Source organism: Dysgonomonas hofstadii (assembly GCF_014196915.1).
GTDB classification, from domain to species: Bacteria; Bacteroidota; Bacteroidia; order Bacteroidales; family Dysgonomonadaceae; genus Dysgonomonas; species Dysgonomonas hofstadii.
Genome location: NZ_JACIEP010000010.1, coordinates 23,820 through 41,003 on the forward strand (window position 1 = coordinate 23,820; position 17,184 = coordinate 41,003).

Consider the following 17,184-nt stretch of genomic DNA (forward strand, 5'->3'; position numbering starts at 1 on the left):
TACCTTTGTGCTGGCAAAATTAATATTACATTCATTATGATTACGGCATTCTCCGATTACCTTAATAAACACCAATATAAAAATTTCGATCTCAAAGCAGTCCTTTTCGATATGGACGGCGTGTTGTACGACTCCATGAAGTGGCACTCCAAGTCGTGGAAGCAAACAATGGACGAGTTTGATATACCGAGTACGCCCGAAGAGTTCTACCTGTATGAAGGAATGGTAGGCAAGAGCACAATAAACCACCTTATGAACAGGGAAAGAGGCCGTGATGCCTCGCAGGACGAGATAGAAAAAATATATAAACGCAAAACAGAGTTGTTCTCTGAATATAACGATGGCAGTCTTATTCCTTATGCTCATGATTTTGTAAAAAAAGTGCATGACGAGGGATATACATGTGTGATAGTCACGGGATCGGGACAACCTACCCTCATCGATAAGATAGAACATAATTTTCAGGGACTGTTTACCAAAGAACGTATGGTGACAGCATTCGATGTGAAGCATGGCAAGCCTCATCCCGAACCATTCCTTATGGGACTGGGAAAAGCCGGGCACCTGAACCCAAATCAGGCTGTGGTGATAGAAAATGCGCCGAGAGGCGTGGAAGCGGCATCGGCGGCGGGAATATTCACCATCGCTATAAATACAGGCCCGTTGGATGAAAAAGTATTGTGGGATGCAGGTGCCAATATTGTATTACCATCTATGGAAGCTTTGTATAATAACTGGGATGAGTTTGTGAAAATATTGAATGCCCGGTAAATTACAGAGCTGTTAAGTACTATCGATTGCCGCGCCTTTTAACGCGTGGATAAAAACACTTTAGGAAAAGACTTTAGTCGAAATTCCATTTGGCTAAAGCCAATTTCAGATATCTGATCTTATTCCTCCACTTAAAAGTGGAGGCAATTGAAGTTCAAAAATCCCTCGACAGGTAGGCTGAATTACCCCAATAGAACGTTAACATAAAACAACTTTACGGACTGAACCTATTTAGTCCTGAAACGTTCAAACCTTATTACAAACTTAATACACAACAATTATGTTAGATCAGATTTTAAATCTTGTAAAAGATCAGGCTGCAAATGTCATTACAAATAACTCGCAAGTGCCGGAAGATAAAAAGGATGCAGCAGTGGAAACAACTACTCATGCTATCGCTGATGGTCTGAAAAGTCAGCTTACATCCGGAAATATTTCAAATGTAATGGCTTTGTTTGGTGGCGAATCGGGTGGTAGCAATGCGCTTTCTGGCTCTCTTCAGAATTCGGTAGTATCAGCTTTAGCTGAAAAAGTAGGACTAAGTCAGGGTGTTGCCACTACTATTGCTTCTACAGTAGTTCCTGCGTTGATAAGTTTAGTTTCGAAAAAACATAACGATTCGAACGATTCTTTCGATCTGGGTTCTATCCTTAGTTCTTTCACCGGAGGAGGAGATGACGGAAAGAAAAGTGGTGGTCTGATGGATATGATAGGCGGATTATTCGGTGGAGGCAAATAAAAAGACAAGACAAATTTAAAGAGTGGCTTATGTGAGCTGCTCTTTTTTGTTTTTGTCAAAACAGTATTTAAATGTAGTATTTCCCTCCGGTAAAAATATTGTGAGCAGAAAAATATCTTCGGAAAGCATATCTATTACTGTAAGTTTTTCAATGACTTTCCTGTTTAGCCCATGTTTTTTCAAGAAGATTTTATCTTGTCCAATTTGATAAAGTAATTGTTTTCTTCGTTGTTTGCCTATTGTATCTTCCCAGAATCCCTGTGGTTTACGGCTGAAGTTGTTATAGTAATCTTCCCTTAATGTTTCAAATAAATCTATATTTTTCGATAGCAGAAATTCATGTAAATACCTGAACAGGTCTTCCAATTGATAACCCCGGTGGGGATATTGCCTCTCTTTATAGAATTGGCCAACTTCATCGAAAAGCTCAAAATATTTTCCTTTATAATAAGACCTGAAAACAATATCCATTGTCTCAGGAAAACGCCCGCTGTTCCAGAATTTTTCGAGGGCGTGCTCTGCTTCATGGATTCGTGAGAGTTCTTCGGCTGAAATATCACTGTTATAAAAGATTTCGTATGGCGCTTCATCATCATACTTATATCCATATTTATCCGCATCTTTCCGGAGATTGGTTCCCCGCAGCATTTTCAGAAAACCGAGCTGCACTTCTTTCGCTCCCAATTCGAAAACATCATTAAACGATTTGCGAAAACGTTCTAATGTTTCGTAAGGAAGTCCGGCGATCAGGTCGAGATGCAGGTCTATCTTTCCACCCTGCATTATTTTCTGCACATTACCTGCCAGTAATGGAAAATCCTGTTTCCGTTTTACAGCGACATTCGTAGGTTCGTATGTCGATTGAATCCCGATTTCGAAGCGGAAATAATTCTCCGGAAGGTTATCATTCAGATAATCTATCATCTCATCTTTCAGGAGATCGGCATATACTTCAAACTGGCAACTGAGGTTCGGGCGATAATTCTTTATCAGGAAGCCGAAAACCATGAGTGTATGCTCTCTGTTGAGGTTAAATGTGCGGTCGAGAAATTTTATTTGCTTAGCCTTACTTTCTATCAGATATTTCAGATTGCCCAGGATATAATCTTTGGGAAAGTAACGCACGCCTTTTTCGAGCGAAGACAGGCAGTATTGGCATTGATAGGGGCATCCCCGTGAGGTCTCGAAATAGACAAGCTTATTGCCCATTTCCTCTGCATCTTGTGGCAACATATAAGGTGAATCCAAGCGGCTGAGTTTTTCTATATCGGCCTGTGCGATAGCTTTACTTATATGTTTCCGGGATGATATGCCAGGGATTTCAGTCGATTTTTCATGCTGTATGGCATCGAGCAATTCGCCCAGAACAAATTCACCTTCGCCGCTTATCACATAATCGATATTCCATGTATCGAGGAAGAATTCGGGCTCGTATGAAACTTCGGGGCCACCCAGAATGATGATTAGGCCGGGTTTATTCTTTTTCAGTACAGAGACCAGTTCTTTGGTTTGCTTTACATTCCATATAGATACGCTCAGTCCAAGAATACTGCATTCTGTGCCCAGTAATTCATTCGCAATCTTATTTATATTTTCTTTTATGGTATATTCTCTGAGCGATACATCGAACCTGTCTTTGTTAGCTACATAGAGCCAGCGAAGCGCCAGTGATGTATGGATATATTTTGCATTCAGCGTAGAGAGTACCGTTTTCATTTTTATCGTCGGATTGAAAAAGATACAAAAGTAATGGTTTTAAGTGAGAATATTACAAAGTGTATTGTACTCCTGCAGTCCAGCCTATATATAATTGCCTCATGCGGTCATCATTAAAGTCTTTCCACAGGCTATACGACGGGAATAGCTTTTTGTTATCCCGGCTTCTGCTGGTGATATAATTGAGGGTGGGGCCGGCAAAGAAATTTATTTCCTTATTTATTTTTATATTGGGCAGAATCCGCAAAGCATAGTGATTCATCCTTTTATAATTATATTCTTTTGCTTTCTGTTTTACTTTTTCATCATCGACGTTTCCCATCTGTATAAGGACCTTGGTTATCATCCCCGCTGTAACTTCTGTGTCTATTCTGAACCTGTCCGATATATGAATATGTGCGCCTATTCCTCCACTGACATATAGCTGGTTCATGGATTTCAGGTTATAACCCAATGTTGCAATGCCATACAAATATTTTCCTCCCGAACGGAACGTAGGAGATAAGTTGCCCAGATCGTCATACATCAGCCCCACATGCATGCTGCCGCCTGCACTTTTGGGGACGATATTGACCAGTCCGATAGGGAACTTATTATTGTTGCTTATATTGAGTAGTCCTATCTGAAGACCTCTTAAATGCCTGGCCGAATTATATAATCCTATCTGAATCCCATTCAGCGTGTCGGCTTCGTTCCCTAATACAGCTATTTGCATACCATTGAATTTCACTTTGTGGGAGGAATGATCCATTGAAAAATTGCCAAACCCTATTTGCAAACCGGAGCCTTCAATATCAACATGATTAAAACCTCCAATTTGTACCCCTGTCATATAAGTACTTTTATTAAAAAAAGCTATTTGCAAACCTCTGCTGTCTTCAACTCTATTATATAGTCCTGCTATTGTAATTCCTTCGGCTTTCTTTTCCACATAGTTTAGAAGCCCTCCTATCTGTACGCCGCGCATATTTTTTGTTTCGTGAAAAAGACCTGAAAAGGAAAACCCATAATTATTGATAGAGCTGCCATAAATCAGATTTAACGAAATATTGTTCCTGTAAATAGTGTCATGCTTATTTAAACTCCATTTAGGGATAACCCCCAGGTTGAGGAATTTCTTCTCTTCCTGTGCAAATAGCAGTGCTGTAACAGAAAGTGCGAATAGGAGAGTGCAGAGTGTCTTTTTCATATTTCGCAAGATATATAATTTTAATGATATTTATTGTTGTTTAATCAGGGAAGTTATAAAATGTGAAAGTGTGAATCTTCCTTAATGCCTGTGAAAAATAGTAATGGCCTAAAAGACATAAGAGGAGGCTTCTGACTCGAAACCTCCTCTTATGTGTGAGTTAATTAGGTATTAGGCTTTAAGGTAAATAAAGATTGTTTGGTTATCGATACAAAGGAACGACTTTTGACCAACCTCTGCAAATAAAAAAACATATTATAAAACATATTTTTTATAAATTTTGCTAAGCGGTTTTAATTATCATCCTGTGTTTTTTAACATTTACAAATATAACCATCTTTTTCCGAAAAGTCACAGTTTTAAACTATAACTAATAGATTTTGTGTGCAAAAGCTATTTTAATAGCAAATCCCGTGCCAATTTTCTAATTCATGTAATCCCACATAGGAAGTTGTATTGGTTTTTGTTCCAAAGAATTTATGGCTTTTGCATCCAAATATCTTTTGTGGATCACCACACGGAACATATATTCACTAAACCATTCGTCGGTAAAGGTCAGATATCCTTTATTTCCGGAGGCTGCTCCCCAACTATTTTCAAATTCCCATTTCACAGGATTATCACTTTCGTCCGTATCGCATCCTATCAGTGTCATGGCATGACTCGATCCGCTCTGGCGGGTAAGTATGCGGGCTTTCTTGTCCATAGATAGTTTAACACCCAGTAACGATTCGTAATCATACATTTCAGGATCGAGTATGCCTTTTTCCCTGTTCAGGTATTTACCCACATCGCATGATGCATACATGGCTTCATTATTCTTGATAGATGCCAGTGCTGCCTTTTTAATATCTTCATTCGGCAGGTTCAGGTACAACCAGTTGACTCCCTCTATAGTATTCCTGTAATTATCTATTTCATACAGTTTATAATATTCCCTTGTAGGATCGTTCATCACCATTATATAATTATCGGGCGAATAGTCGGCCGGAGTGATTTCTTTATAAAACTGTTGTGGAGTATAATCTTTGAGTTCCTGTATATTCCCCGATTTATCCTTATATCTCCACGTGAAGGTTGTCGGCGGTTCACCCAGGCATAGAGCCAGTATACGGTACACATCTTTCAGTATTGATATTTTCTCTGTCCGCTGCTCTTGTACCTTTTTGCCTGTTGCCGCCAGCTCTCTGACTGCATATCCTCCGGCACGCAAACGTTCATTTATCAGGCTCAGCATCTGACGTGTACTATTCGAATGCGCTGTTTCGGGCATCACCTCTTTAGGTACAACCCCATATTTTTCGGCAGCATTGTAGTACAGGTTCCAGACGCCGCCATCGCCTACCGGAGATTTGAACAGGTAAGCTACAGCACGGCTGTCCATATCTTCTTTTTCCGTAGCAATAATATTTTCGAGAAACAGGTTTGCCTTTTCAAATATATCCCAGAAATAAAGGTAATTATGTGAAAAATCAAATTCATTGAGGTTATACCGCTGCATAATAGACGGACGCAATACGTTCATCGATGTGAACATCCAGCAACGTCCCGAACTTTTCTGATCGGTAATTCCTTTCACATTCACCCTGTACTTGAAATAGTGGTCTATCCGGCCTTCCATCTCATGATTGAGAGCGGCGGCGGTGATATTGGATGTTGTGGTCAGAATGTTCTGGATAGCTTTTGTAGAAGCATCTTTGTTGAAGCCCGACTGTATTTCCTTTAAATCATTCTGCGTAATACTTTGAGCAGACAATGCAGATGACAAGCATAACAAAGCCCCTGCTAATACTAGTTTTTTCATGGTTACCTGTTTTAGTTTCGGATTATGTGTTTCCACAAAATTACAAATTAACAGGTAATCATTCCTATCATTTTAATATTATATTTTTTTTAAGCAGTATTTTATTGAGCAGACAACCCGAAAAATTCTTTTATATAAGAAATCCTTATAGCAATTTGCCATAAGGGAAAAGACATTCTCTCATATACTATACATATTCCTGCTTTTTACTATTTTTGCACTATTGTAAAAAAACAGAAGAAAATGACCGATACTATACCTGCCCATTATTCCAAACAGCGGATCAGATATGCCGTACTGGCGCTTTTTATAGCTCAGGGATTGTGCTTTGCCAGTTGGGCAAGCCGCTTGCCGGATATTAAAAATGACTACAATGTAGAGTCTTTCCTGCATTACGGACTATTGATGTTCCTTATACCGATCGGTAAATTTGTTGCCATACCTGTTGTAGGATTCCTGTTGCCACGCATCGGCAGTAAAAAGACTGTGCTGATAAGTATTTCAGGCTTTGCCGTGTCTTTACTCCTGGCCAGTATAGCACCGGGGATCACAGGACTAGGCATAATACTTTTTCTTTTCGGAATGTTCTGGAATATGACCGATATCTCGCTCAATACACAAGCGATAGAAGTAGAGCGTATATATGAAAAACCTATTATCGCCACATTTCATGCCAGTTGGAGCCTTGCTGCCTGTATAGGTGCGTTGATAGGATATGGGATGATAAATCTGGGTGTGAGCACATTCTTCCATTTCTTCATCATAACGGTTGTTGCGCTGGCAATTATACTATTCAATTATAAATACCTGCGGGAACCGGCTATAAAAACCGAAAAGAAAGAAGAAAAACCTTTGGCCGGAAAGAAAGGTTTCCGTATGCCCGAAATGCTGCTTATACAGCTGGGATTGATTTGGTTACTTGCTTTAGTTGTGGAAAACACGATGTTCGAGTGGAGTGATGTCTATTTTCAATCGGTGATAAAAGCGCCCGAATCGTTGCAGGTAGGCTTTCTTGTGTTTATGGTAATGATGTTTACGGGGCGTATGCTGACGAATCTGGCTTATCGCATGTGGCAGAAAAAGACTGTGTTACAGATCGCCGGCTCGCTTATTTTCGCGGGATTTGTTATTTCGTCATTGTTTATCGGATATTCAGACTCAATGGTTGTCAAGGTTATAATCAATTCTGTCGGGTTTATGCTTATCGGATTGGGAATATCCTGCGTAGTGCCTACCCTTTACAGTATTGTAGGAGATAAGGCGAAAACTCCTGTGGGTACGGCGTTGACCATTATGTCGAGTATCAGCTTCATCGGGCCGCTGGTTGCTCCGTTGTTAGTCGGCGCTATTTCTCATAATTACAGCCTCGAATGGGCTTACCTGGCAGTAGGACTTTTAGGGGCATGCATTATTATCATTCCTTTTGTGAGCAAGACATTGAAGAGATAAATGAAATGAGTGAAAAGTATAAAGTAGGGAAATTGATTTACGATGGTAACATTTATGATGGCATGAATGTTGAAGTAGCTGATTTGCCATTTTATTCACGTTGGCTCAAAAAAAGGAAGAATGGTCGCATTCTTGAATTATGTTGCGGGACAGGCAGGCTTACTATCCCTCTTGCACAAGAAGGATATAATATTACCGGTGTCGATAATAGCACATCGATGTTGAAACAAGCCAAAGCGAAAGCAAATGATTTGAAGGCTTCTGTAAAGCTTATCAAATCTGACATAAGATATTTGGATTTACCTGAAGTTTATGATATTATTTTTATTCCATTTAATTCGATTCATCATTTATATACTAACCAGGACTTTTTTAATGTATTAATAAGCGTAAAGAAACATCTGAAAAATAATGGATATTTCATCTTTGATTGTTTTAATCCTGATATTCAATATATTGTAAATGCAGAAAAGGAAGAACAGGTTATTGCTGAATATTCGACCAAAGATGGTAGAAATGTTAGTGTAAAACAGACAATGATTTATGAAAGTAAAACTCAGATTAACCGTATAAAATGGCATTATTTTATAAATGGAGAATTTGACTCTATTCAGAATCTGGATATGCGGATGTTTTTTCCACAAGAATTAGATGCTTATTTAAGCATGTATGGATTTAAAATTATTCATAAATTCGGTGGATTTAACGAAGAAATATTTGAAGACAAATCAGGCAAACAGATATTTGTTTGCAAGCAGGACAACTTGAGTATCTAAAATACGGGAATAATTTCTTCGGCTGTGGTTATCCTCTTTTCCACCTCTTCTTTCGTTCCACAGAAAGGGCCCGACACCTCGATCTTTATAGTAGCCATCGCAGCGGCAAACTTGCCCGCTTCTTCTATCGATGCTCCCTTTGCCCGTTTATACAGATAACCTGTGACATACGTATCGCCGCAACCTGTGGCGTCTACTATCTGCTGAGGTTTATAGGCCGGAATCGGATAGAAATCTGTACCGTCATATATCACGGAACCCAGGCTACCGAGTGTCACCAGTACTTCGCGTACCCCCCAATCATATAATTGATATGCAGCTTCACGAATATCGGTCATTCCGGTCAGCACTTCCATCTCCAGTTCATTTACTTTCAGAATATGTACATATTTAAGCGTTTCCAGCTTATCTTCCCAGTCCACAGGATATACATTTTGGTCTCTTACCTCACGAAGATAGCCCTGAGAATCGATAGCAATCAGTCCTCTCGATGACAAATGTTTTACAAGTTTCAGCGGAAAATCATCGGCAAGCAATGCTCCCAGCAGATAATAACGGGACTCTATGTTATTCAATGAATCTACTTTAAACGGATCAGCCTTTGCAAGGACGCGTTGTGTGCGGTTGTCCTGATTCTCTTCATATATGTTCTCGAAATAAACCGAATGCCTGCTCGGGATAACATGAGCGTCAACTCCTTTCGTCCGCAGATCATCTACAACCTTCATTTCCGATTCGGCCAATGAAGTTACCAGTGTGTAGTCTATATCATCGAAATGGCGAATGGCATGTGAAAAATAAAAAGCCGTTCCACCGGGCATATGTACAGTACTTTCGGGAGTTACTACTTTATCGAGTGTTATGTGTCCCACACAACAAATATCATATTTATGCATCGTCTCTTTTTTTTAGATATGCAAAAATAGTAAAATAAAGAATATGCAAAGAAAACATGCAGGAAGTAATCTTATATATAAAGACGCAGAGACGCAGTTATTCTTTGAGTATGTATTATAACTGCGTCTCTGCGTCTTTGCGTGAAATTTTATTTTTCCTCTTCCGGTGTATATTTATATTTGAAGAATATGGCGAACAATATAGCCACAACCAAAGCATATCCGGCAAAGCAAAGCCAGATAGACTGCCAGTCTTTCATGCCATCGGCACCTGTAAAGAACCGTCCGATAATAATGCCGCTAGTCCAGCTACCGATTACGGCACCGAAACCGTTTGTCATCATCATAAACAGTCCCTGAGCCGAAGAACGGATTTTAGGGCTGGTAGATTTTTCCACAAACAGTGAACCCGATATATTGAAAAAGTCGAATGCCATGCCATAGACGATGCATGAAAGAATAATCATCCACAGTCCGCCCTCGGGATCGCCAAATGCAAATAACCCGAAGCGGAGCACCCATGCCAGCATACTTATAAGCATCACGGTTTTTATTCCGAAACGTTTCAGGAAAAACGGTATGGCTAAAATGAACAGGGTTTCTGATACCTGCGAAATAGAGAGTATTATGGTGGAAAATTTTACTATAATCGAATCGGGATAAGTATATTTAAAATCGTCGAGGAATGTGTCTCCATAAGCATTTGTCAACTGCAATGCTGCTCCCAGCAACATACTGAACAGGAAGAACAAAGCCATTTTGTAATCCTTGAATAGTTTGAAGGCGTCCAGTCCGAGCATCTCGGTAAGCGTTTTTCCTTTACTTTCGGTATTCTGTGGTGGCGATGCAGGTAGAGAGAAGGCATATAAGCCCAGTAAAATAGCCGCAACTCCGGCGATATAAAATTGATTTTCAGAGTATTTATTGTCTGTCAGGTTGGTTGCCCACATGGCAGCGATAAAACCTATTGTTCCCCATACACGGATAGGAGGGAAATGCTTAACCGTATCAAGATTATATTTGTTTAGCGCACTGTAAGCTATTGAATTTGCCAGAGCCAGTGTAGGCATATAAAAAATCATTCCCAACAGTATTACCCAGAAGAATGTAGTGGGATTGTCGACCATTGGCAGCGACATAAATGTGATTCCGCAAAGGATATGCAATATACCATACAGCCTTTCTGTGTTTATCCAACGGTCGGCTATGATACCACACAGGGTAGGCATAAAGATGGAGGCGATCCCCATTGTGGAAAAGATAAGCCCGAAATCTTCACTTGCCCATTGTTTTGTACTAAACCAGTAATTGCCAATAGTAATCATCCATGCTCCCCATACGAAGAACTGGAAGAAATTCATTATTATAAGCCTTAATTTTAAACTCATGGTATTGTATTTTAGTTATTTGGCTAAAGCCGTTTTAATTTATTCTTCTTATTCCTCCACTTTCAAGTGGAGGAATAAGATATTTATTTTTCAGCTAATTCAATCTCTATTTTCCCTATATAAACGCCATTTTTTCCTACCTGGTATACAAAAACATTTTTTCCTGCCTGATTAGGGATCATATCGGGTGCTTTCATAAAAGTATGCGAATGTCCGCCAATAATAATATCGAGATATCGGGACTTTTCGGCAAGCAATTTATCGGGATTGTAACCCACATGCGAAAGGCAGATAACAATATCGCATTTATCCTTTAGCTTCAATTGCTCTGCGTAGCGGTTAACTGTCTCTATCACAGGTAAGAATCCCATTCCTTCATATTTATCTTTTTGGATCATTCCGTCAGGATCGACTCCTGCTCCGATAATACCGATTTTGACCCCTGCTTTTTTCAAGATAATGTAAGGCTTTACCTTGTCTTTGAGTACGGTTTTCGAAAAATCATAATTACAACATACAAGAGGGTAATCGAGCAGGTCGAAAACCATTTTCATGCTGTCGAGGCCATAGTCGAATTCATGGTTACCGATTGTGCCCACATCGTATTTCATCATATCCATCGCTTTAGCTTCAACTCTGCCTTTAAACAGGTTGAAATAGGGTGTGCCCTGCACAAAGTCGCCAATATCGAACAGCAGCACATTCTTTTCTACTGTGCGTATACTGTCAATCACGGCTTTTCGGTTCACCACCCCGCCCATATTAGGGTTGCGGATGTCAGTCGCAGGCATAGGTTCAATGCGGCTGTGTGTGTCGTTGGTGTGTAGTATAACGAGTTTCTTTTGAGCGGCAAGGCTCAAAGAAAAACATACGAGAAGTAAAAAGCAGATATATTTTTGATTCATCACATTTAAATTTTTCCTTTTTTATCTTACCGTAATACGCCCGTCGAGTTTCGAATCGATTACATTTCCTTTGGCAGTCTCACTTTTTATGTAATTGAGAATATAATCACGGAGTGTCATTTTGGTATGGGTTACCGATTGGGCTTTCTTCAGTGCCTCCATGCCATCGTTTCCTTCAGCCAGGTAATCGAGGGTTACAATAGTATATATTTTATCCTTATCCACAGGTTTGCCATCTACAGAAGAAGATGTTATTTTTCCGTCTTTTATATCCAGACGCACATTACCTGAAATTCCGGCTCCTCCCATCTGCGCATATTGGTCGAACAATTCGTTGAGGTCGGTTCCTTTCAATCGCACAACTACCAGTTCGTTTTCAAAAGAATAAGTGCTGAATATGTCGCCCACGGTAATATCTCCTTTGGCAATGGGCGCACGATGGCCGTTCACATTCATCAGGGTAATATCCACAGGAAGGCCGTCGGTATAGCGGGTGTCGAGTAATTTCATCACGTCGGACGTAAAATTAGTCAGTAGACTTTCGGGCTTGCCATATGGCATATTCTGGGTTGCCTGTCCGATAATCACCCCCATACTTTGTTCCATTTGCTGTTTATAACCGTCTACCAGTGCGGCCAGTTTAGGGTCGGGATGACTTGTGTTGGTTACGGGAACGTATTCTCCTTTGATTGAATTTATTACGTATTGTTTCCTGCCACATGAGGATAAAATAAGTAAAAATAAAACGGGATATATGATAAAACGCTTCATGTACATCTTTTTAAAACGACATCAAATATAAAAAATTAATAACGTAAAAAGTAAAAAAAGGCTTTGATTTATCTTTGTCTCCACAGCTTTTTTATATTTCATGTTGTCTCACGATCGAATGTCATCGTGTAAAAAATGATTATTAAAAAAAGAGCGCCCTATATCACATGGGGCACCCTCTCAAAAGTAGTGTTTGTAAGTGATTATAAAATCACTTGTCATTCGATTATAAAATTAAAACAGAGATGGCTTGTATTTTACAATTCATAGTTGTACGATACGGATAAAAGGTTGTAAAACAAAACAGTAAAAAGTATTGTTATTTTTTTATACATTTGTTACAAAAATATACAATCCATGGATATAGAATCTCAAATGAATAAAAAGATCCATCACGGACATAATATCAAACGGTTGCGCGAAATGCTGGGTATCAAGCAGGAAGCAATCGCCGTAGAACTGAATATTACACAACAGGCTGTTTCAGGGCTCGAACAGAAAGAAGAGGTTGATGAACCTACACTGGAAAGGATAGCCCGAATAATGAATATACCTGTTGAAGCCATCAAGAATATGACTGAGGATACTACTTACAACTACATCAATACCTTTAACGATGAAGTAACAAACCATAACGGATTTTATAATTTCAACTGCTCGTTCAATCCTATCGATAAAATCGTGGAACTCTATAACGACAAGATAGAATTGTATGAACGGATGCTGAAGTCGGAAAAGGAAAAAGCAGACTTGTTTGAAAAACTGTTGAACGATAAGAAATAGTCGTATTTAAAATAAAAAAGCCCCTTGATACAGTAGTCGTGGTCGGAAGATTTTAAGTTGTTTATTTATAATAAATTGCCACGGCTTTTAAGTCGTGGATAAGGACTATCTGAAAAAAAAGGCTTTAGCCAAACATCTATTCATATTTGATTTTTGACTAAAGTCTTTTTTATCTGTCTGATTTTAACCTCCACTTGAAAGTGGAGGCAATTGAAAACAGAGTATATGCCATATCAATCTGTTGATGTATAAATAGTTAATCGAATAAAAACCTTCCGGCCACGACTACTGTATCAAGGGGCTTTTCTGTTCTATATATACTGGCTAAAAAGAGCTCTGGTTGATAGGAGTTTCGCGTGCGTCAGCTCCGTAATATTTCCCCATAAAAGAATTAAAATAAAAGTTCTGTTTCGGTCAGTATCGGGTCTACATGTTCCAATCCCAACCCGCATTGCTCCGAAGCCGCCCGGCATCCGCCCCGGCATTTTTCCCACGCCTTGCACGAAGCACAAAATTCGGGGGTGATTTCGTTCCATGAGTTGGCATATGGTGAGTAGAGTATTTCTTTTATATCCTGCTCGAAGATATTACCTGCCACCACTGGCGAATGGTTACACAGGCGGATATTGCCATTGATATCCATGGTGATGGGCTTTAGCAGCACATCTGCCGAACAATGGCCGAACATCAGTTTAGGATAATCAGCAGGGTTGATCAGGCAGTCCGGCGAACAAACATTCGAGGAAATCACCATGTCCAATTCTTTAGCCTTGTTATTAGCCGTGCGGAAGGCATTGCACAACTGACTGTGCGTGCCTGACACAGATGCCGGATCGGCCGTGCCACAGCCTCCGATGTTGTAGCGGTTCATCATCACACGTTTCAGCCCCAGGAATGAGATAAAATCGAGTGTGTCGCCAATCAGATCTATATTGTATTTGGTCATCACAATTACAGGCACGGGAAATCCTCCGAGTTTCTGTATGGCTTTAATGGAGGCGATAGACTTTTGCCAGCTGCCTTTTACCTGTGTAATATGATCATGTACAGCTTCATCTGCCGAATGGATGGGAAATTCGAACAAAGTGATGCCCATGGCCGTAAGGCTTTGATAATCTTGCTCCGTACCCAATGATCCGTTACTGATAATGGTAACGGTTTTTCTTTCCATACGGCAAAGCAGGGCGATCTCTTTCATGCGCTGCGCCATAAAGGGTTCACCTCCTGTCAGCGTCACATTGCGCACATTGGCTTGCGAAAACAAAGTTTTGAGAGCTTTTTCTGCTTTTTTGTACGAATCGAACGACTTACGTTCCGCCCCGGGAATTTTCCACACGTTGTAGCAGTAGCGGCAGCCGAGGTTACACTTATCGGTCAGTTCGAAAGCTATATTGAGTAGTCTTATTTTCATTTTTCTTCAAATACAATCTGATTAATTTCATCTTTTTTCATCTTCGAAACAGGAATATCTATCGGCTGGCTTACATAAGTAAATCTGAGTGTATCATTGATTCCTGCTTTCAACGCAAAGTTTCCATCCAAATCGGTATAAACCATTGCCTGATAATTATTCTTTATATAAACCGAAACTCCGGCCAGGGGTTCTTTATCATGATCCACTACATTACCTCTGACCATAACAGAATCGTGAACAGGTACAGCAGGCTCATAGCACATAATCTGATGCTCGGGTTCGGGAATAATCATATAGCATAACACATCATTTTTTTTGGATTTGCATCCTGCCGAAGATGCTGTCAATCCGATGATAAGTGTACCCAGTAACAATTTGTATTTCACAAAAAAACGGGTGCCATTGGTTTTGTCCGACAGATAGGAAAAGATGCGAAAGAGTATTTTATATGATCTTATTTTCATCGTATGTTATTTATTTTCAGGTAAAATAAATTTCACCGTGATTGTCATTGTCGTTTTTATCTTTTTGCCGTTATGCTCGCCCGGAGTCCATTTACCTGATGTGGACAAAAGTCTCAGCACTTCGGCATCGGCATAAGGATGTAGTTTCCGGGTTATTTTCGCATCTTTGATGTTGCCTTTCTTGTCAATAGCGAAACTGGCTACGACTTCGCCCTCTATCTTATCTTTCAGCATTTCATCGTTATATCGCACTTCATCGTTTACCCAATCTTCGAATGCGGGTAAATTACCGACACGCGACACAGGAGGTGTTTGTGCTTCTTCATACGAAAATTTGGTTATTCTTTTAGGGGTACGCCTGTAAATATCATCGTTGTCGGGAAGGCTGATAATCACCACCTCGTAACAAAGGATCATTTCATCCTCTTGCATAACCACTTTTATGTCATTGGCTCTTACTTTAGGTAATGCTACTTCCTGCTGTTTAAATCCTATGTATGAAAACACGAGTATATCGGATTGTTTTACCTTTTTCAGGATAAAATTACCTTTTGCATCGGTAACAGTTCCGTTTCTTGTATTTTTTACAACCACAGTAACACCTATTACCGGCTCTCCACTTGGGTCTGTTACGTTTCCTTTTGCTTCTACTTCTCCTTTCTGATCTTCCTCTGGCGGAATATAGACTTTGTAGCAAGTAACCTGAGCCTTTGGCAGGATAATTGTGTCATTGCCTGTATATGAACTGTCTTTCTTCTGTGCTTTGACATTGGCTACTGAGCCTGTTAATCCGATAATAAGTGTTCCCAGCATCAGTTTGTATCTGACGAAAAACGATGCGCCGTTGGTCTTATCCGACAGATAGGAGAAAATACGGAATAACAGGGTGTACGACTTTATTTTCATAGATATGCAGATTTATACAGTGTTTTACGAAGATATAATTTTATTCTTCGGGTAAGACAAATTTCACGGGAATTAATATCGATGTTTTTACTTTTTCGCCATGATGCCATGCCAGAGCCCATTTGCCGCAGGAAGTGATCAGCCGCAGCACTTCTTTGTCTGCATCGGGAATAATATTCTGTACGATCTTCGGTTCTGTGATATTTCCGTCCTCATCTACAATAAAGTTCACAACGATGCGCCCCTGTATTTTGTTATCCAGCATTATGCGGGGATATTCGATGTTGTTCTGCACCCATGCAATGAATTTATCCAGGTCGCCCACAGGCGACACGGGAGGATGTTGTACCGATCCGTATAACATAACAGGCTCTGATAGCGGTTCCGGAATATCAGGTTCATCCAATATTTGTATATAGCACATAACAACTTCCTGAATTGTATCAATCACTGCAATATCATAGCATGTTATATGTAGGGGAATGGGCAATTCCTCTATTTCAATACAAGGAGGTGCTGTTTTTTCTATACTATCCACAGTCCTTTGTGGAGAAGCGATGCTATCGTAACAGGTAATTTGTGAAATATCCGGTTTGGGAACAATGGGTTCGTTATTGAACGGCTGTTGAGGTTTCGATTTTCCGCACGATATGCCTGACAACCCGATAATCAATGTACCCAGTATCAGTTTGTACCTGACAAACAGTGAAGCACCATTGGTTCTGTCGGCCAGAAAAGAAAAGATGTGAAATAAAAGTTTGTAAGATCTGATTTTCATGTTATCGGTTTTGTTTTATAGAGATATTTTGGCCTGTTTTTCCATAAATAATGCGAATCGGCGGTTAAATTTAATAGTTCAATTTTATACTGCGCGTAATCGAAGATTACTTGCCATCCTTTTTTCCTAAGCAAAAAAAGGATGCAAAAATGCTTTGGTGGCTCACCCTCCGTGCGACCCGTTACAGGCTCACGGACTAAACCAAATAAACTCGCCTGCGGCTCAGACAGTATTTGGTTTCACGCCCCTTTCACCTGACGGGGATCCCGCACTACGGCTTAATGCCACTGGGCGAAGCCACCCCAAGGCCGGGTAATCCTTGTCGTCGCATTGCGACTCCGGCATACATTCCGCAGGCGGGGCACCCAATCCGGCAGTGGAGGCGTAGAACAAAAAGCTGTTCGAGCTTACACGTAAGATTCGTATTTAGCCCTG

At 40.1% G+C, this 17,184-nt stretch carries 17 protein-coding genes; 5 read left to right on the top strand and 12 right to left on the bottom strand.

The features are described 5' to 3' along the window. Positions 1 to 36: 36 nt before the first annotated feature. Together GGR21_RS13680 and GGR21_RS13685 are read left to right on the top strand one after the other, a co-directional pair. Positions 37 to 771 (top strand): HAD family hydrolase, encoded by a 735-nt coding sequence (locus GGR21_RS13680; protein ID WP_183307799.1) that lies wholly within the window; start codon positions 37 to 39, stop codon positions 769 to 771. A 280-nt stretch (positions 772 to 1,051) separates the two neighbouring features. Beyond that, positions 1,052 to 1,510: a DUF937 domain-containing protein gene (locus GGR21_RS13685; RefSeq protein WP_183307800.1), complete on the top strand. Its 459-nt coding sequence runs from the start codon at positions 1,052 to 1,054 to the stop codon at positions 1,508 to 1,510. A 27-nt stretch (positions 1,511 to 1,537) separates the two neighbouring features. Here GGR21_RS13685 and GGR21_RS13690 read toward each other — a convergent pair whose 3' ends face one another. The 3 genes from GGR21_RS13690 to GGR21_RS13700 all read right to left on the bottom strand — a co-directional run bounded on the left by GGR21_RS13690 (position 1,538) and on the right by GGR21_RS13700 (position 6,219). Further along, positions 1,538 to 3,226, bottom strand: coding sequence for a B12-binding domain-containing radical SAM protein (locus tag GGR21_RS13690; RefSeq protein WP_183307801.1), 1,689 nt, complete (start codon positions 3,224 to 3,226; stop codon positions 1,538 to 1,540). A 52-nt stretch (positions 3,227 to 3,278) separates the two neighbouring features. Further along, positions 3,279 to 4,415, bottom strand: coding sequence for an LA_2272 family surface repeat-containing protein (locus tag GGR21_RS13695; protein WP_183307802.1), 1,137 nt, complete (start codon positions 4,413 to 4,415; stop codon positions 3,279 to 3,281). 424 nt (positions 4,416 to 4,839) lie between these two features. Beyond that, positions 4,840 to 6,219: a C1 family peptidase gene (locus GGR21_RS13700; RefSeq protein WP_183307803.1), complete on the bottom strand. Its 1,380-nt coding sequence runs from the start codon at positions 6,217 to 6,219 to the stop codon at positions 4,840 to 4,842. A gap of 243 nt (positions 6,220 to 6,462) precedes the next feature. Between GGR21_RS13700 and GGR21_RS13705 the strand changes: the two genes are divergently transcribed. Together GGR21_RS13705 and GGR21_RS13710 are read left to right on the top strand one after the other, a co-directional pair. Beyond that, complete coding sequence (locus GGR21_RS13705; protein ID WP_183307804.1) at positions 6,463 to 7,668, top strand: MFS transporter; 1,206 nt, start codon at positions 6,463 to 6,465, stop codon at positions 7,666 to 7,668. A gap of 5 nt (positions 7,669 to 7,673) precedes the next feature. Next, positions 7,674 to 8,444, top strand: a complete 771-nt coding sequence (locus GGR21_RS13710) for a class I SAM-dependent methyltransferase (protein ID WP_183307805.1) — start codon at positions 7,674 to 7,676, stop codon at positions 8,442 to 8,444. Here GGR21_RS13710 and GGR21_RS13715 read toward each other — a convergent pair. The 4 genes from GGR21_RS13715 to GGR21_RS13730 all read right to left on the bottom strand — a co-directional run bounded on the left by GGR21_RS13715 (position 8,441) and on the right by GGR21_RS13730 (position 12,404). Then, positions 8,441 to 9,340 (bottom strand): PfkB family carbohydrate kinase, encoded by a 900-nt coding sequence (locus GGR21_RS13715; RefSeq protein WP_183307806.1) that lies wholly within the window; start codon positions 9,338 to 9,340, stop codon positions 8,441 to 8,443. The genes GGR21_RS13710 and GGR21_RS13715 overlap by 4 nt on opposite strands. 149 nt (positions 9,341 to 9,489) lie before the next feature. Further along, positions 9,490 to 10,728: a nucleoside permease gene (locus tag GGR21_RS13720; protein ID WP_183307807.1), complete on the bottom strand. Its 1,239-nt coding sequence runs from the start codon at positions 10,726 to 10,728 to the stop codon at positions 9,490 to 9,492. Between the two features lie 83 nt (positions 10,729 to 10,811). Beyond that, complete coding sequence (locus GGR21_RS13725) at positions 10,812 to 11,633, bottom strand: bifunctional metallophosphatase/5'-nucleotidase (RefSeq protein WP_183307808.1); 822 nt, start codon at positions 11,631 to 11,633, stop codon at positions 10,812 to 10,814. Positions 11,634 to 11,654: 21 nt separating this feature from the next. Continuing rightward, on the bottom strand, positions 11,655 to 12,404 hold the full coding sequence (locus tag GGR21_RS13730) for a 5'-nucleotidase C-terminal domain-containing protein (protein WP_183307809.1): 750 nt from the start codon (positions 12,402 to 12,404) through the stop codon (positions 11,655 to 11,657). A gap of 357 nt (positions 12,405 to 12,761) precedes the next feature. Here GGR21_RS13730 and GGR21_RS13735 point away from each other — a divergent pair, with 357 nt between their 5' ends. After that, entirely contained in the window at positions 12,762 to 13,187 is a 426-nt protein-coding gene (locus GGR21_RS13735) for a helix-turn-helix transcriptional regulator (RefSeq protein WP_221233006.1), read from the top strand. 391 nt (positions 13,188 to 13,578) lie between these two features. Here the strand turns inward: GGR21_RS13735 and GGR21_RS13740 are convergent, their stop codons facing one another. The 5 genes from GGR21_RS13740 to GGR21_RS20795 all read right to left on the bottom strand — a co-directional run bounded on the left by GGR21_RS13740 (position 13,579) and on the right by GGR21_RS20795 (position 17,142). Further along, positions 13,579 to 14,598: a radical SAM/SPASM domain-containing protein gene (locus GGR21_RS13740; protein WP_183307810.1), complete on the bottom strand. Its 1,020-nt coding sequence runs from the start codon at positions 14,596 to 14,598 to the stop codon at positions 13,579 to 13,581. Further along, entirely contained in the window at positions 14,595 to 15,065 is a 471-nt protein-coding gene (locus GGR21_RS13745) for a carboxypeptidase-like regulatory domain-containing protein (RefSeq protein WP_183307811.1), read from the bottom strand. Before GGR21_RS13745 ends, GGR21_RS13740 begins: the two co-directional genes overlap by 4 nt. 6 nt (positions 15,066 to 15,071) lie before the next feature. Next, the gene (locus GGR21_RS13750) at positions 15,072 to 15,971 is read right to left on the bottom strand and encodes a TonB family protein (protein WP_183307812.1); all 900 of its coding nucleotides are present in this window, start codon (positions 15,969 to 15,971) and stop codon (positions 15,072 to 15,074) included. A 40-nt stretch (positions 15,972 to 16,011) separates the two neighbouring features. Next, entirely contained in the window at positions 16,012 to 16,749 is a 738-nt protein-coding gene (locus tag GGR21_RS13755) for an energy transducer TonB (RefSeq protein ID WP_183307813.1), read from the bottom strand. Positions 16,750 to 16,971: 222 nt separating this feature from the next. Continuing rightward, positions 16,972 to 17,142: a hypothetical protein gene (locus GGR21_RS20795; RefSeq protein WP_221233007.1), complete on the bottom strand. Its 171-nt coding sequence runs from the start codon at positions 17,140 to 17,142 to the stop codon at positions 16,972 to 16,974. Between the last annotated feature and the right edge of the window lie 42 nt (positions 17,143 to 17,184).

Coding starts and splice junctions, on each gene's coding strand:
- GGR21_RS13680 (WP_183307799.1), top strand. CDS start 37: ATGATTACGGCATTCTCCGATTACCTTAATAAACACCAATATAAAAAT.
- GGR21_RS13685 (WP_183307800.1), top strand. CDS start 1,052: ATGTTAGATCAGATTTTAAATCTTGTAAAAGATCAGGCTGCAAATGTC.
- GGR21_RS13690 (WP_183307801.1), bottom strand. CDS start 3,226: ATGAAAACGGTACTCTCTACGCTGAATGCAAAATATATCCATACATCA.
- GGR21_RS13695 (WP_183307802.1), bottom strand. CDS start 4,415: ATGAAAAAGACACTCTGCACTCTCCTATTCGCACTTTCTGTTACAGCA.
- GGR21_RS13700 (WP_183307803.1), bottom strand. CDS start 6,219: ATGAAAAAACTAGTATTAGCAGGGGCTTTGTTATGCTTGTCATCTGCA.
- GGR21_RS13705 (WP_183307804.1), top strand. CDS start 6,463: ATGACCGATACTATACCTGCCCATTATTCCAAACAGCGGATCAGATAT.
- GGR21_RS13710 (WP_183307805.1), top strand. CDS start 7,674: ATGAGTGAAAAGTATAAAGTAGGGAAATTGATTTACGATGGTAACATT.
- GGR21_RS13715 (WP_183307806.1), bottom strand. CDS start 9,340: ATGCATAAATATGATATTTGTTGTGTGGGACACATAACACTCGATAAA.
- GGR21_RS13720 (WP_183307807.1), bottom strand. CDS start 10,728: ATGAGTTTAAAATTAAGGCTTATAATAATGAATTTCTTCCAGTTCTTC.
- GGR21_RS13725 (WP_183307808.1), bottom strand. CDS start 11,633: ATGAATCAAAAATATATCTGCTTTTTACTTCTCGTATGTTTTTCTTTG.
- GGR21_RS13730 (WP_183307809.1), bottom strand. CDS start 12,404: ATGAAGCGTTTTATCATATATCCCGTTTTATTTTTACTTATTTTATCC.
- GGR21_RS13735 (WP_221233006.1), top strand. CDS start 12,762: ATGGATATAGAATCTCAAATGAATAAAAAGATCCATCACGGACATAAT.
- GGR21_RS13740 (WP_183307810.1), bottom strand. CDS start 14,598: ATGAAAATAAGACTACTCAATATAGCTTTCGAACTGACCGATAAGTGT.
- GGR21_RS13745 (WP_183307811.1), bottom strand. CDS start 15,065: ATGAAAATAAGATCATATAAAATACTCTTTCGCATCTTTTCCTATCTG.
- GGR21_RS13750 (WP_183307812.1), bottom strand. CDS start 15,971: ATGAAAATAAAGTCGTACACCCTGTTATTCCGTATTTTCTCCTATCTG.
- GGR21_RS13755 (WP_183307813.1), bottom strand. CDS start 16,749: ATGAAAATCAGATCTTACAAACTTTTATTTCACATCTTTTCTTTTCTG.